The organism is Ligilactobacillus salivarius (assembly GCF_035231985.1).
Taxonomy (GTDB): Bacteria; Bacillota; Bacilli; order Lactobacillales; family Lactobacillaceae; genus Ligilactobacillus; species Ligilactobacillus salivarius.
In genome coordinates, this window is sequence record NZ_CP117983.1 from 1,339,920 (window position 1) to 1,355,535 (window position 15,616).

Consider the following 15,616-nt stretch of genomic DNA (forward strand, 5'->3'; position numbering starts at 1 on the left):
TTTTTGACTATTTCTTATGTGAGTGTTTTTTAGAACTTCGACGAGTTACTTTAACATTTTTAGGCTTCAAAATAATTGCACCTAAAGCTGGAACCGTTGTAGTAATAGACTGTTCATAATCCTTAAAGTTAACTTCTTCGCTAACACTATCAGCATTATGTTCAACCCATGTTCCACCAAATTCCTTCATTTCAGTATTTAAGATTTCAGTATATGTACCCTTGTATGGGACACCAATTCTGAAATTTCTTCTTTCAACTGGTGTAAAGTTTAAAATAACAATTAAGAAGTCTTTTTTACGTTTACCATGACGAATAAAACTCAAAACAGTATCATCACGATTATCCGCATCTATAACCTCTAATGTAGCATCTTGTTGACCTAACTCCCATAATGGTCTTTCTTCCTTATAGAAGTGGTTCAAAACTGAAGTAAAATGTTGCATTTTAGCATTCATTTCATCTTGTAAATCTATCCACTCTAATCCATGATCGAATTTCCATTCTAAGAATTGTCCCCATTCGCCACCCATGAATAGCAATTTCTTACCTGGGTGCATCATCATAAATGTATAGAGCGTTCTCAATTGTGCAAATTGACGATACCTATCTCCCCACATCTTATGCATTAAGCTCTTCTTACCGTGCACAACTTCATCATGTGATAAAGGTAATACAAAGTTTTCTGCTTGCCAGTACATAAATGAAAATGTAACTAAATTCAAATTATCTTTTCTAAAATATGGATCCATTTCGAAAAATTCTAGTACATCATTCATCCAACCCATATTCCACTTATAATCAAATCCTATTGCTCCAGATTCAATAGTTCCTGATATTTGTGTACCTGATGAGCTTTCTTCAGCAATAATCAAAGACTCAGGATGAGCAAACTTCACAACTTTATTAAATTTTTGTAAGAAAGCATATCCTTCTAAATTACGAGTATCTCCATATTTATTAGGTTTCCATGGACCTTCATCATAATCTAGGTAAATCATGTTTGATACGGCATCTACTCGCATACCGTCTAAATGAAATTCGTTAAGCCAATAAAAAGCACTTGATAAAAGGAATGATTGCACTTCTGGTTTACCTAAATCAAAATTTAAGGCACCCCAACCTATATTTTTAGCTCTATCTGGATCTTCATACTCATAAGTTGGAGTTCCATCATAATATGCTAAAGCATCATCATTAATACTAAAATGACCTGGAACCCAGTCAACTAAAACACCAATATTATTTTGATGACATTCATTAACAAAATCCTTAAACTCATCTGGTGTACCGTAACTTGAACACAAAGCAAAGTATCCCGTTAACTGATAACCCCATGATGCTGGAAGGGGATGCTCCATCAATGGCATAAATTCGATATGAGTGTAACCCATCTTCTTTACATATGGTATTAACTCTGCTGTTAAATCCTTAAACGTATACAAACTACCATCTTCATGTTCTTTCCATGATGGTGCATGTACTTCATAAATATTGATAGGATTATTAAAATGATTCATACGTTTTTGTCTGCCACGCCATAAGCCGTCATTCCACTTAAACGGTTCCAATTCTTTGACAACAGCTGCCGTTTCAGGACGTTTTTCATATACCTGTGCCATCGGATCAGTCTTCATGACTTCTCTACCGTTTGCCTGTTTGACCAAATATTTATAATATTGATTTTCTCGGGATTCTTTTACCTCGATACTCCAAATGCCAGATTTTTTATCTAACGTCATTGGGTGAGATTTATCCCAGTTGTTAAAGTCTCCACATACCCATACTTGTTTAGCATGAGGAGCCCAAACGCGAAAAACATAACCGCTTTCATCATCTGTACTAATTTTATGAACACCTAAAAAATTATAAAGTTCATAGTTCACACCTTGATTAAACATGTGTTTATGATTTTCTAGCGATTCTTGTCCGTGGCGTTCTTCTGTATTTACAGCCATAGACACCCCTCCTTATGTTGAATTGATAAATTTAAAATTATCTACTTTTATAATACAACGTATATTGATTTAAGGAAATAGCTTTCACAAATTTTATCAAAATCAACTGATTTTTTTAATCTTATTTTCATTTAAATGTATTTTTTATTAATTTTATTCCAATAAAAAAAGAGAGAAAAATTATTTTCCCTCTTTAAAATTTACTTAGTCAGTAACAGTTATTATAAAGCCACCTGGAGCGATTTCATTTTTTTCGATATTACTTGCTAAAATTTTCTTTCCAGCCATTTTTACATCTATATTATTCTTTCCAAAATTAAAAATTGATTGCACTTTACCCCCAGGTAATTCTCGTATTAACTCAACACCATAATTACCCTTGTCTACTAAACTCCATGTTATATTACTATAATTTAATACTTTTGAATACTTTTTTCTTATAGCAATTAAATCTTTCATAAAATTGAACATTCTTAAATCTTGCTGACTTTTATCCCAAATCATGCATCTTCTACAATCTGGGTCTGGTCCCCCAGTCATACCAATTTCAGTACCATAATAAATACATGGACTTCCTGTCAACATGAACATAAATGCTAAAGCTTGTCTTACTTTATTCTTATCACCCTTTGCTAGCGTCAAAATTCTGGCTGTGTCATGTGTATCTAATGAATTTAACATAACTTGATTATTTTGATCCCGATATTTCATTAAATTATTTATAAGTGCATCCATCATATTTGTAATATTAATCTTATTCAAAATAATTCCATCAATAATTGCATCAGTAAATGGATAATTCATCACGCCATCAAATTCAGCTTGGGCTAACCAAGATTGAGCTGAATGCCAGACCTCTCCTACAACATAAAAATCTGATTTCAACTTATGAGTTTCTCGATAGAACTTCTTCCAAAAGTGATGATCTATTTCATTAGCAACATCTAACCTCCAAGCATCAATGTCAAATTGTTCAATCCAATATTTAGCAATTTCTAACAAATAATCTTGTACTTCAGGATTAGCTGTATTTAATTTAGGCATATGTGGTGTCTTAGCAAAAACTTCATAGGTTAAATTTTCTGCTTGTTCCAGGCTAATTTCATCATAAGATACTGGAAATTTATTAATGTGGAACCATTCGGCAAAACGAGATTTTTCTCCATTCTTTATAACATCTTGCCATTGCATGGAAAAGTCCCCCACATGATTGAATACCGCATCTAACATTATCTTAATACCACGTTCGTGCGCTTTATCTACTAAATCTTTAAATTTTTCCTTACTGCCAAAAGCAGGATCAATATTAAAATAGTCTATCGTATCATATTTATGGTTAGAATGTGCAGCAAAAATCGGACAAAAATAGATTCCATTAATTCCTAAGTCTTCCAGATAATCTAAATGATCGATTACCCCTTGAAGATCACCACCAAAGAAATTAGTTCTACTAGGTTTTTCACTTCCCCATGGCAATGTTCCTTTAGGATCAATTGAATGATCTCCATTAGCAAAACGTTCAGGAAAAATCTGATACCAAACCGTTTTTTTCACCCAATCTGGCGTTTTTATGCGATCTATTTCATGGAAATAAGGCATCCTAAAACCAGAACTATTCTCTAAATGAGTCTTGGAATAACTCCAAATATGTCTGTCATCATATAAAAATTCTTCGCCATCTTTAAATTTTATTTTAAAGAAATATTGTAGTCTTTTTAGTAGCACACTCACATTTAATTGCCAATAATCATAAAGGCTTGTTGAAGCCTGTAGTGCCATTTTTTGAACTTGATATTCCCAAATCTGCTTCTTTTTATCATTTATGGTAACGTCATATGGATCTCCATAATATAAAATTACAGCTTCAACTTCATTTGTCCCTGTTCTTAATCTAATCTGAAAGTCATCTTTTTTTACTAAATACGCCATTTCACTATCTGGTCTGTGATAAAGTGCCGCTAAATTCATTTTTTTCAAATTCCCCCTGCGCTATTTTGATACTTCCAATCAAACTTTTCTTAGAATCTTTTTTGTCTTTTCAATTGGATATGGTGCTTCTTCCTTATAATAATAATTTACATCAGCTATTTTAGCTTTTACTACATGATTATCAACACCAACCGGGATTTCAACCTCATCGCCAACTTGAATACTCTCATCATCAGTTAAATAATTATATTCTTTATATCCGCCTTCAAAGAATACACCACAAATAATATATTCGCCTTTTCTGCGTAGTCTCCTATTATAAACACTTGATTTAAAAATCTCTGTTTCATCTTCTTGTGAAATTATATTTGTTATATCTTTAATAAAATCTCCCCAATCTGTTGGCAGAGAATATCTATCATAAGTTCCCACATAAGTCTTTCGATCATTTTGACTATTTTCAATTATTAATTGGTAATCCCGCTTTTCTTCTGACTCAATAACATCTTTAGGATTGCCTAAGATTCTATTGAATGAATTAGTAAAAGAATAATTTTCTAAAAGTTCCTTCACCTTATTAGGAATTACATACGTCTTAACGATTTTCATTCCTTTATTATCTTTTTGACTATATTCAATTTTATCTTCTTTAGCAGTTATAATTAGCTTTTCTATCTTGATCGTATTGTTTAAATTATGTCTAGTTTCTAAAATAACTTTTTTTATTTCATCCTTAGTATCTTTACCATCAAATAACCATAAATAGTCCAAATCTAACGTTTCTCGAATATAACTTGAAATCTTGCTAACTGATTCGTCTCCATTGACTATACCTACTAATTGGTTCTTTCTACCATTTTCATCAGTTACATCCAAAGTCCAAGGTCTAGCATCTAAACCTATAATGTTACCCTCTCTGTTATTGAAACAATTCCTTATACTTGCTAAAATCTTTTGAGTGATTTCTTCATCAAATTTAAATGTCCGATCAAAAAATTTTCGATCACCATTAATTTCTAATCTATAGCTATATCTCTTAACTCTAACTTTTCCATTTTTCTTTATTATAACTATTTGTTTTGTTTCTTCATTTTCTTGAGGTCTAAGTCGTAAGCCCCCACTATCATCTGTAACAATTTTAACTTTCTCTAAGGGAGCTTCAAATAGAACACTAAATCCACCTAACATTGTTACCGCTTCCTTTCAGATATAATTATACTAAAAAAAGCCATTAGGAAAAACCTAATAGCCTCTTAAATTAACTAATTAGTTATTCTTTAAACTACACCTTGTGCTTCCATTGCTTCTGCTACCTTTAAGAATCCAGCAATGTTTGCACCTGCTACATAGTCTCCATCTAAACCATATTTCTTAGCAGCTTCATCAATATTATGATAAATATTAACCATGATATCTTTTAGCTTACCATCTACTTCTTCAAATGACCAACTTAGACGTTCTGAATTTTGACTCATTTCCAAGGCTGACACTGCAACACCACCTGCATTACTTGCTTTGCCTGGAACAAAAAGTACTCCGTTTTCTTGAAGATACTTTGTTGCGTCTAATGTAGTTGGCATATTTGCACCTTCACAAACAGCAAGTACACCATTAGCAACCAAATTCTTAGCGTCATCTAAATCCAACTCATTTTGAGTTGCACATGGTAAAGCAACATCAGCTTTAACTGACCATACCCCACGGCCTTCATGATATTGAGCACTTTCTCTTCGTGCTGCATATTCTGTTAGTCGTTGACGTTTAACTTCTTTGACATCTTTTAACAGTTCAACATCAATTCCTTCTGGATCATATACCCAACCATTAGAGTCAGAACATGTTACAACTTTAGCTCCTAATTGTTGTGCTTTCTCAATTGCATAGATAGCTACGTTACCAGCACCAGAAACTGTTACAACTTTATCTTTTAAGTCTTTACCATGATCTTTTAATAATTCTTCAACTAGATATAGTAATCCGTAACCAGTTGCTTCAGTACGAGCTAAAGAACCACCAAAGGTCAGGCCCTTTCCAGTTAGAACACCTTCATATGTAGACTTTAGACGCTTATATTGACCAAATAAGTAACCAACTTCGCGAGCACCTGTTCCGATATCACCAGCTGGTACGTCAACATCAGCTCCAACATATTTATAAAGTTCAGTCATGAAACTTTGACAGAATGCCATAACTTCTCTGTCAGACTTACCTTTAGGATCAAAGTCCGAACCACCTTTAGCACCGCCAATTGGTAGTGAAGTTAATGCGTTCTTAAATACTTGTTCAAATCCTAAGAACTTAATAATACCTAGGTAAACTGATGGATGTAAACGAAGCCCACCCTTATAAGGCCCAATTGCATTATTAAATTGAACACGATAACCATTATTAACTTGAACTTGCCCATTGTCATCTACCCAACTTACTCTGAATAGAATTTGACGGTCAGGAGTTGTCAATCTTTCCAATAAAGCTTCTTTACGGTACTTTTCTTCATCACTTTCGATTACTGGTCTTAATGATTCTAATACTTCTTTAACAGCTTGATGGAACTCAGGCTGACTAGGATTTTGTTCTACTACTCTTGAATAAACGTCATCAACATAACTCATTAGCAGCACCTCCAATTTTATCGTTGATCTAATTATATATAATATATCTATTTAAAATCAACTATTTTCTCATATTTTTAAAAATAAATTAGATTTACTTAATCTAAAATTAAACCTAAGGCCAGATTTATTTAATAAAAAACATCGACAAGCCTTACAAACTCGTCGATATTAATAATTATTGATTATCTCTTTGGTTCAAACACTAAGTGTTCATTTACAAAAGCATTGAATCCTAATTCACTTAATTCTCTACCATATCCTGAATTCTTAACTCCACCAAATGGTAATTCTGGAAGTGATGCCCAGCCTGAATTAATCCAAGACATTCCTGTTTCAATCTTAGCAGCTACTCGAGCAGCGTGTTCTGGTTCACCGAAAACTGTATTTCCTAAACCATAGCTTGAGTTATTTGCTAATGCAATTGCTTCTTCTTCAGAGTTTACTTTATAAACAGATGCAACTGGTCCAAACATTTCTTGATTAAAAATAGGATTATCAGGAGTAATATCAGTTAAGATAGTCGGCATAAAGAATTGACCTGGTAAATCAACCTTTTCATTTCCATAGTAAACTTTAGCACCATTTTCAACTGCTAGTTCAACCTGTTTCTCTAATTTTTCTTTAGCACTCTTAGAATTTAATGGAGCCAATGTTGTAGTTCTATCAGTAGGATCTCCCATGCGAATAGCTGAAAATGCATCTTTCAGTACTTCTAAAAATTCGTCATACTTATCAGCCATTACAATAAATCTCTTAGATGAAGTACATACTTGTCCTGCATTATACAAGCGAGCTTGTGGAGCTACTTCCTTAACTAAATCCCAATCGGCATCATCTAAAATGATAAATGCATCATTACCACCTAATTCCATCGTGGCTTTCTTTAAGTTTTTACCAGCTTCAGCAGCTACACTCATTCCACCACGTTCAGAACCAGTTAAGCAAACACCGCTAACACGCTTATCTGCAATTGCTTTTGCTACTTGATCATAGCTAATAAACATATTATTCAAACTGCCTTCTGGAGCTCCTGCTTCTAAAACTGCATCTGCAAAAGCTTGAGCTGAAGCAGGACAATTAGAGGCATCCTTTAAAATCATTGGATTACCGATAATAAAGTTTGGTGCAAATACACGTGCAATTTGGTAGAATGGGAAATTCCATGGTTCAACCGCTACCAAAACTCCAGTTGATTGCTTAATATAATATGCCTTTCCAGCATCTGTTTCTAAAGTACGAGGCTTTAAGAATTCATCTGCCTTATCTGCATAGTAATCACAAATATCTGCACAAAGATCTACTTCACCTTCTGCTTCGCCAATTAATTTTCCCATATCATGAGACATAATTGTTGCATATTCTGTTCTTCTTTCACGTAAAATATCAGCTACCCTATGTAAAATAGCTTTTCTATCTTCTAAGCTTTCAGAATCATTTCGCCAATCTAAATATAATTGGTGTGCTTTGGCTAAAACAGCTTCCAACTCTTCATCAGTTGCATTAGGAAATTCTTTTTCTACTTCATTTGTATATGGATTAATTGTTTTATATGCCATAAAAAGCACCTCTTTCTAAATTTGAGTACGCTTACATAATAATGCTATTATAAAAAATAAGCAAGTATTTTGCTTTGATTTTTCACAAAATATTCTAACAAATGCTTTTAAATTAAGCTTTATCTTGTGAAAAAAACTTATTATCACTTGCTTATTTACTAGTTTTCTTCGTATTCAATTATAATTCCTTTTCCATGTTATACCAAATTTCCCCAGCATGTTCAGAAGATGATTTCCCTTTGTTTGAATAACCATTTTTCTCATAAAATCCCACTTTACTTTCTAAGCAAGTCAAAGAAATACCATCTATTCCTAACTTTTTAGCAATTTTCTCCAAATTTATCAATAAGTCACTGCCAATATGATTCCCACGATACTCAGGTGCGACAGCAACAGACAAAACATTTAAATACTTACCACTATCATCTGGCTTAGCTTGTACTTCATACATCCAATCTTCTACATAACGAACGTTAGTCCTAATAGCACAAATAAATCCTCTAATTTCATCATCTTCAATTGCTACCAAAAACGTTTCGGAAAAATTCTTAATTCTTTCAATAAAAGTAGCTTTACTTCCAGCTTCTTCCGGAGTAAAACCGCTTTGTTCAATTCTAACTATCGCATCTATTTCTTCTGGACATACCTTTTTAAATTCCATAATCTCTTCCTTTCAGGTTATCCAATATGATTTTCTTTTAAAATTTTTTCAACTATTTCTTCCATTTCAGGGGTTTTCTTCCATTCTTCAAATTCAGTAAAGTTTTCAGGTGGCATTTCAAAATTCTCATTAACATAATTTTCATATTTAATTACGTTAGTAGAATGTGGAATATTTAATTGAATAATTCTAACTTCTTTTATCATTCCACGAATTGCGGCTAATTCTGCACGTCCATTTTGAACCATATTTGAAATTTCATAATATTTACTGCCATCATTACGTGTTATTTCTTCAATCAAAGTTAATGTTTCATTACTTTTTCTTGCCATTTTACTTTTCCTTTCCCAACTATTATGCAATATCTATTTTAACTCAAATAATATTTTTCAACCATAGCAAAAGGAGCTGGGATATAGTCGAATGACTTCATCCCAACTCCTTGGCATAAGAGAGAAAGAGAATTGATTAGAAGGTAAATTTATTAAATACCTTACTCCATAATAATACTTCTATCTGTAAGCGGTGTCAATAAGTTTTTGATATTTTTATCTAACCTTTTTAATTTAATCTATATTTGGTTTAAATTCCTTGATATTCATACTATAATAGAGGTAGCTAATTTGTTAGGAGTTTTTTCTATGATTAATAAGAAGCAATTTAAGAGTAGTATTTTTCTAGGCTTTATTATTACCCTCGTTTATGTGATTCACCTATATTTAAAAGGAAAGTTAGCCTTCGTATCAGTTTTACTTTCTCTTAATCTTTGGTACTTACCTTTGATTTTGCTTCTCTTATACTATTTTATTGTCAGTAGTTCAATCTATCTATTTTTTCGAGTATTAAATTACGTAGTAAATATGTTTAGATAATAAAATGTGGTAGTTTCTAATCAGCATAAACTGTTCAGAAACTACCACATTTACTATTGTCCAATAAAAAATTGTAAAAACATTTGTGCAAAAAGGAAATATATTAATAGTGAAGTCACGTCACTTAAAGTTGAAATAAGAGCACCTGAAGCAACAGAAGGATCAACATTAAATTTTTCCATTATCATTGGAATTAAACAACCCACTAAATTAGCTATAATAATTGCAAAGAACATAGCTATCCCAACTACAAATCCCAAAACAAAGTTTGCCTTCCATGCCCCAACCAAAATCCAAATAATAATACCAGTAACTCCACCAATCAAGATACCAGTCAAAATTTCATTTACCATAATTTTTAACCTAGACTCATCATCATCATTATTGGCAATACGTTTAATCGCCACAGCTAAACTCTGGGTACCCGCATTACCAGAAGCACCGGTAATAGTTGAAATAAATACTGCTAAAATTGTAGCTTGATTTAACAGGTATTCGAAATGTGAAACTAATAAAACTGTCAATAATCCCAACAACAACATTACTGTTAAACTTGGTAGACGTTTTTTAGCATTTTCAAAAGGATTTATCGTAACTTGCTCTGTATCAACACCAGCCAAACCTGAGTAATCTTCAGACGATTCTTCATCGATAACGTCAATAATATCATCGACGTTAATGATTCCTATTAACTTATCATCGTAGTCGGTTACTGGAATTGCTAAGAAATTATAATCTCTGATTGTTTGAGCAACTTCTTCTTGGTCTTCAGAAACTTCAACTGACATTACTGGAGTATTCATAATGTCGCTAATCATTGTATCATCATCATTAGTTAATAAATCACGTAGAGTTAAAACTCCGATTAACTTTTCTTCATCGTCAATTACGTAAACATAATAAATAGTTTCTGCTTCTAAAGCTTCACTCTTGATAACGTGCATCGCCGATCTAACAGTTTGGTTACCCACAATGTCAACATATTCTGTAGACATGATCGCTCCAGCAGTTTTATCTTCATAATGCAACATTTCTCTAATCTCAGTTGCCGATTCTTCTGGCAGTAACTTCATATATTTTACTAAGTTTTTCTTCTTAGCATATGCCAAAATATCAACCGCATTATCTGTATACATTGAATTAATAACTTGGGCTGCATAACGCGGAGTCATTTCTTCAAAGTAATTTGCTAATACCACTGGTTCTTCTTCACTAACATTAAAAATTTCCCCAACTTCTTCAGGAGTAAGATAGCGATACAATCTAGAACGTTGGATATAGTCCATTTCAGCAAAAATCTGTGCTTGCTCATAGACGTGTAAGTCTAAGTATTGCTCTCTAAAATCATGCGCCTTCTGTTGATTTAACAAATTTAAAATAGCGTTGATTTCTTCTTCGCTCTCAATTTGTTTCTCTACCATTGCTAATCATCCTCCTTTCACTTTAAATAATTCATCATATCTTGGGAAATATTACTCTTTACTTTTATATACTGAGAACTAAATTGATCCCAAAATACAACCTCACTACAATGCAAAGCTTGACGTTGTAGTGGCATAGAAATAGTCCCACCATATAAAGTATCACTAACCAAAGGATATCCTAAATAGGAGCAATGTACTCTTATTTGATGGGTTCTACCTGTATGCAACTTTATTTTACAAAGTGTATTATCTCTTATTCTCTCTTTTACAAAAATTTCAGTTTTACTTCGCTTAGCTTTTTCAGAGAATAGTACTTTTCGTTTAATTAAACTTGTACTATCTCTACCAATAGGTAAATCAATTATATAATGATTATTATGCAAAATTCCATTTAATATTGCTGTATATGTCTTGCTAATCTTATGCTCTTTTAACTGACTATCTAGTAAAGCATGAGCATAGCGATGTTTGGCAAAAATAACAATCCCTGACGTATCCCTATCTAGTCTAGTCACAATATGTGGGATAATTCCACGATATCCTCGAATTTGATAATAACCTACGACTCGATTAACTAAAGAATCATTAGGATGCAAAGGTGAAGGAATTGACGCTACAAAAGCCGGTTTGTCTACTAAAAGATAATTATCATCTTCATACAAAATTTTAATTGGTACAAATGATGGCGGAACGTTCCGTCTAAACTCTTCGTCTGGAACAACTAAAGTTATTTTATCGTTCTTTTTTATTTTATCTACCTTACGCCCGGATTTACCATTTATCAAAATCTTTCCGTCAGAATATCTGACCTTAGCTAATAATCTTCTAGATATTCCTTGTTTTTTGAAGAAAGTTTTCAACTTACAACTAACATCTTCTGAATAAATCCAATTAATCTGCATCTTCATCACCAATGAACGCAGTTTGAACACGATGCCAGAAATGTGTGTGGCGATATTTGGCGAAATGAATTTTCTTCTTCGAAATCTTAAATTTAATTTCTTTTATTTTCAATTTATGATAACTATCGGAATCCACAGTTAAAATAAAATCTGCAGCTCCTTCAGGTTCAATTGTTATCCAATCTTTAGGGGCAATAATCATTGGTGAACTTAATGTTCTAAAGACACGATTATTAATCGAACTTACTTCAGTTAATTGTAATACATCTAAAGTTGGATGCACTACCGCACCACCTAAAGATTTATTATAAGCAGTAGAACCAGTTGGAGTTGATACACACAAACCATCGCCACGAAAACGTTCAAAAAATTCGCCACCAATAAAAATATCAGTTACCATAGTACTACTAATACGACGAATAGTAGCCTCATTTAAAGCAATAAATACATCTCGTTTATTTGAATCCTTATAAGTAACAAACACATCTAGGAGAGGATAACTAACTGACTGTCCATTATCAGACTGTAGACTGATAACTAAGTCATCTATTTCATCGTCACGCCAATCTGTATAAAATCCCAAATGTCCAGTATGTACACCTACAAATCTTATCTTATCTAACATATCAATGTATTTATGAAATGCTGACAAAAGTGTACCATCGCCACCAATCGTAACTACCACTTCTGGATTTTCATCATCAATTATAAAATGCCTTTCCAAAAAGCGTCTAGTCAAGGCAGCTTTTACTTCTAAAGAACGACGAACATTATTTGAAAAGATTCCGACTCTCATGTTTAACTTTACACCTCAATTTAGTTGTCTATATCATCCAGCGAACTATCTGTATAACCTTTTTTTTGTGAAAAAATCTGTTGAGCTTCTTTAATATCACCATTAATACTAGACATTTCTGTATCTAATTGAAAAGCCGCCTCAGCTGCTCTACGCAGTCTAGCTTCTATCTCATCAGGAAATTTTCCTTGATACTTGTAATTAAGTGAATGCTCAATTGTTGCCCAAAAGTTCATCGCCAAAGTTCTGATTTGAATTTCAGCCTTGATAATCTTTTCACCATCAATTTGTTGTAGAGGATAATTAATTACGATGTGATAAGAACGATATCCACTAGACTTGTTATTTGTAATGTAATCTCGTTCTTCAATAATTGTCATATCTTTTCGCTTACGTAAATCTGATACAACTTGATAAATATCTTCAACGAACTGACACATTATTCTTACACCAGCGATGTCTTCCATCTCATCTAATCTATCTTCTGTTAACTGTCGTCTTACCATTTTTTCTTTAATACTATCTACTGATTTAATTCGTCCAGTTACAAATTCTATCGGTGCATGATTATCAGTTTGACGATACTGCTTTCTCATTTCTCTTAATTTTAATTTTAATTCATTTACGGTTTGTTCGTAGGGATTCAAAAATAATTGCCAATCCATCGTACTTACCTTCCAATTCTAAATACTTTCGTTTATTAGTTTAACATATTAGCGTTTGTTGTTGGAAATAGATACTTTTATTTTTCAAAAATTTTCAATTTTATTCGTTTTTACTCATTGCTGCTTTTAAAGCTAATGCTAAAGAACTTTCTTGTGGCTCATTATCTTGATTAATTTTCTTTAGCAATCTTCTTTCTTCATGCTTAGTCATCTTTTTATTTTTCTTACCAACTGTCATCTTTTCAGTAGTACCGTCATACTTACATCTGAAATATTTACCATTTTTTCCTTCAACAATTAACATTTTACGGTGACATTGTGGACAGCGATGGTTGGAAACTTTAGCATCTTTTCGACGACGATAATTGCATTCTGGATTAGAACATACATATATTTCTCCATCTCTTGTTTTTCGAACTTTTAGGAAACTATTACATTCTGGACAACGTTTCTTAGTTAATGAAAAGTCTTTATAATCTTCTTTACTATTCTTTACTTCACTTACTAAACGTTTAGTATCATTTTTTATATCTCCAATAAATTTTTGTGATTTCATTTTTCCATGAGCAATATCTTCCAATTGTTTTTCCCATTTAGCAGTCAATTTAGGACTAACAAGTTCTTTATTTACAAGATTTAACAATTGTTTTCCTTTAGGTGTTACTCTTAGTGCATGACCAGTTCTTTCCATCAGCTCCGATTTTACTAACTTCTCAATAATTTCAGCTCTAGTTGCTGGAGTACCCAAGCCAAATTTTTCCATTTGCGCTAATAATCCAGCTTCGGTTAATGGTGATGGTGGTGTTGTTAATTTTTCTTCAACTGTAAAGTTTGGACTTACTATAGTATCTTTTTTTAGATTTAAAGCAACTTCTTCAGATGCATCTTTATTCTTCCAACCATAATCTAGAACTTTCTTTCCTACGAAAATAAATTCATCTTTATCAAAAGTTACAACTACTCTTAATTCTTCAACTGTATAAGGTTGTGCAAAAATCCCTAAGAAACGCGAAACAATTAAGTTATATATTTTCTGTTCATCAGCAGAAAATTTACTGTAGTTCGGTACTTGTTCAGTCGGAATTAGAGCATGGTGATCTGTAACTTTACTATCATTGAAAACTTTTTTCAAGATAACCTTAGCTTTGTTTTTTATAGATTCTTCAGCCCTACTATCATATTTTCTAATCGCTTGTAACCTTTCCATTAAAGTAGACTTAATATCATTAGACAAGTATCTACTATCAGTTCTTGGATAAGATACCACTTTATGAATTTCGTATAAACTTTGAACCAAGCTCAATGTCTTCTTAGCTGAATAACCGTATCTCTTATTTGCTTCTCTTTGTAATTCCGTCAAATCGTACAGTAAAGGTGCTGCTTCTCTTTTTACCTTTGAATTAATATTCCTTATTTGACCCTTAAAATTATCCAGATGACGCTTTTTCTTTTCAGCTTCATCACGTTCTTTAATTGCATAAATGTTTTTTTGTTTCATGTATGCAGTTTGATTACCAAGGCGTAATGCTATCCGATAATACTTTTGAGGCATGAATTTTTCGATTTTTTCTTCTTGTCTTCTCACTAAAGCTAATGTAGGAGTTTGAACACGTCCAGCTGATAAATTGTCTTGATATTTAACAGTTAATGCACGTGTAACATTTAAACCGACTAACCAGTCTGCTGTGGCACGAGCTAATGCTGATTCATATAAGTTATCATATTTTTCTGCTGGTTTTAATTCTTTAAATCCCTGCTTAACAGCTTTATCTGTCTGTGAAGAAATCCAAAGACGCGTAACTTTTTTATTTGCATGTACATATTGTAATATCCAACGAGCTACTAATTCTCCTTCACGACCAGCATCAGTAGCTATTACAATTTCATTTATGTCTTTTCTTTTGACTAAGTTTTCTATTGTCTTTAATTGGCTTCTAGTTTTTGGCAATGGTTTTGTTCCAATAAATTTAGGTAATATTGGTAATGTCTCTAATTGCCACTTCTCCCACTTTTTGTTTAAATCTTCTGGCATTTTTAAACCTAGTAAATGTCCTAAAGCCCAAGTTATAACATAATTTTTACCTTCAAGATAGTTTTTCTTCTTTTCATTAGCATTTAAAATTCTTCCAATATCACGAGCGACACTTGGCTTTTCTGCTAAAATTAATTTCTTCATTAAAAATCTTCCATTCTTTTACATTCTTGATACAATAAAATTATACACTATATTGAAGAAAAG

At 32.4% G+C, this 15,616-nt stretch carries 12 protein-coding genes; all 12 read right to left on the reverse strand.

Features of this window, described 5'->3' with window-relative positions:
* Positions 1-7 precede the first annotated feature (7 nt).
* Positions 8-1,957, reverse strand: coding sequence for a 1,4-alpha-glucan branching protein GlgB (gene glgB / locus PTA89_RS06645; protein WP_113895774.1), 1,950 nt, complete (start codon positions 1,955-1,957; stop codon positions 8-10).
* A gap of 204 nt (positions 1,958-2,161) precedes the next feature.
* Positions 2,162-3,925, reverse strand: coding sequence for a glycoside hydrolase family 13 protein (locus PTA89_RS06650; RefSeq protein WP_324177084.1), 1,764 nt, complete (start codon positions 3,923-3,925; stop codon positions 2,162-2,164).
* A gap of 39 nt (positions 3,926-3,964) precedes the next feature.
* A complete protein-coding gene (locus PTA89_RS06655; RefSeq protein ID WP_324177085.1) occupies positions 3,965-5,074 on the reverse strand; it encodes a hypothetical protein in 1,110 nt (369 codons plus the stop codon).
* 89 nt (positions 5,075-5,163) lie between these two features.
* Positions 5,164-6,498: an NADP-specific glutamate dehydrogenase gene (gdhA, locus tag PTA89_RS06660; protein WP_003703082.1), complete on the reverse strand. Its 1,335-nt coding sequence runs from the start codon at positions 6,496-6,498 to the stop codon at positions 5,164-5,166.
* Between the two features lie 185 nt (positions 6,499-6,683).
* Positions 6,684-8,057 carry an NAD-dependent succinate-semialdehyde dehydrogenase gene (locus PTA89_RS06665; RefSeq protein ID WP_324177086.1) on the reverse strand — a complete coding sequence of 458 codons (1,374 nt, stop codon included), beginning with the start codon at positions 8,055-8,057 and terminating at the stop codon, positions 6,684-6,686.
* A gap of 178 nt (positions 8,058-8,235) precedes the next feature.
* The gene (locus tag PTA89_RS06670) at positions 8,236-8,718 is read right to left on the reverse strand and encodes a GNAT family N-acetyltransferase (RefSeq protein WP_003705186.1); all 483 of its coding nucleotides are present in this window, start codon (positions 8,716-8,718) and stop codon (positions 8,236-8,238) included.
* Between the two features lie 17 nt (positions 8,719-8,735).
* The gene (locus tag PTA89_RS06675; RefSeq protein WP_003703026.1) at positions 8,736-9,050 is read right to left on the reverse strand and encodes a hypothetical protein; all 315 of its coding nucleotides are present in this window, start codon (positions 9,048-9,050) and stop codon (positions 8,736-8,738) included.
* A 593-nt stretch (positions 9,051-9,643) separates the two neighbouring features.
* Positions 9,644-11,011 carry a magnesium transporter gene (gene mgtE, locus PTA89_RS06680; RefSeq protein ID WP_003705188.1) on the reverse strand — a complete coding sequence of 456 codons (1,368 nt, stop codon included), beginning with the start codon at positions 11,009-11,011 and terminating at the stop codon, positions 9,644-9,646.
* Positions 11,012-11,028: 17 nt separating this feature from the next.
* Positions 11,029-11,916 (reverse strand): RluA family pseudouridine synthase, encoded by an 888-nt coding sequence (locus tag PTA89_RS06685; protein ID WP_004564285.1) that lies wholly within the window; start codon positions 11,914-11,916, stop codon positions 11,029-11,031.
* Positions 11,906-12,712: an NAD kinase gene (locus PTA89_RS06690; protein ID WP_004564284.1), complete on the reverse strand. Its 807-nt coding sequence runs from the start codon at positions 12,710-12,712 to the stop codon at positions 11,906-11,908. Before PTA89_RS06690 ends, PTA89_RS06685 begins: the two co-directional genes overlap by 11 nt.
* Before the next feature lie 20 nt (positions 12,713-12,732).
* Entirely contained in the window at positions 12,733-13,377 is a 645-nt protein-coding gene (locus tag PTA89_RS06695; protein ID WP_003705192.1) for a GTP pyrophosphokinase, read from the reverse strand.
* Between the two features lie 100 nt (positions 13,378-13,477).
* Positions 13,478-15,553 carry a DNA topoisomerase III gene (locus PTA89_RS06700; protein WP_324177087.1) on the reverse strand — a complete coding sequence of 692 codons (2,076 nt, stop codon included), beginning with the start codon at positions 15,551-15,553 and terminating at the stop codon, positions 13,478-13,480.
* Between the last annotated feature and the right edge of the window lie 63 nt (positions 15,554-15,616).

Excerpts from the sequence above, each read along its gene's own strand:
- glgB (WP_113895774.1), bottom strand. The coding sequence starts at position 1,957 with ATGGCTGTAAATACAGAAGAACGCCACGGACAAGAATCGCTAGAAAAT.
- PTA89_RS06650 (WP_324177084.1), bottom strand. The coding sequence starts at position 3,925 with ATGAATTTAGCGGCACTTTATCACAGACCAGATAGTGAAATGGCGTAT.
- PTA89_RS06655 (WP_324177085.1), bottom strand. The coding sequence starts at position 5,074 with ATGTTAGGTGGATTTAGTGTTCTATTTGAAGCTCCCTTAGAGAAAGTT.
- gdhA (WP_003703082.1), bottom strand. The coding sequence starts at position 6,498 with ATGAGTTATGTTGATGACGTTTATTCAAGAGTAGTAGAACAAAATCCT.
- PTA89_RS06665 (WP_324177086.1), bottom strand. The coding sequence starts at position 8,057 with ATGGCATATAAAACAATTAATCCATATACAAATGAAGTAGAAAAAGAA.
- PTA89_RS06670 (WP_003705186.1), bottom strand. The coding sequence starts at position 8,718 with ATGGAATTTAAAAAGGTATGTCCAGAAGAAATAGATGCGATAGTTAGA.
- PTA89_RS06675 (WP_003703026.1), bottom strand. The coding sequence starts at position 9,050 with ATGGCAAGAAAAAGTAATGAAACATTAACTTTGATTGAAGAAATAACA.
- mgtE (WP_003705188.1), bottom strand. The coding sequence starts at position 11,011 with ATGGTAGAGAAACAAATTGAGAGCGAAGAAGAAATCAACGCTATTTTA.
- PTA89_RS06685 (WP_004564285.1), bottom strand. The coding sequence starts at position 11,916 with ATGCAGATTAATTGGATTTATTCAGAAGATGTTAGTTGTAAGTTGAAA.
- PTA89_RS06690 (WP_004564284.1), bottom strand. The coding sequence starts at position 12,712 with ATGAGAGTCGGAATCTTTTCAAATAATGTTCGTCGTTCTTTAGAAGTA.
- PTA89_RS06695 (WP_003705192.1), bottom strand. The coding sequence starts at position 13,377 with ATGGATTGGCAATTATTTTTGAATCCCTACGAACAAACCGTAAATGAA.
- PTA89_RS06700 (WP_324177087.1), bottom strand. The coding sequence starts at position 15,553 with ATGAAGAAATTAATTTTAGCAGAAAAGCCAAGTGTCGCTCGTGATATT.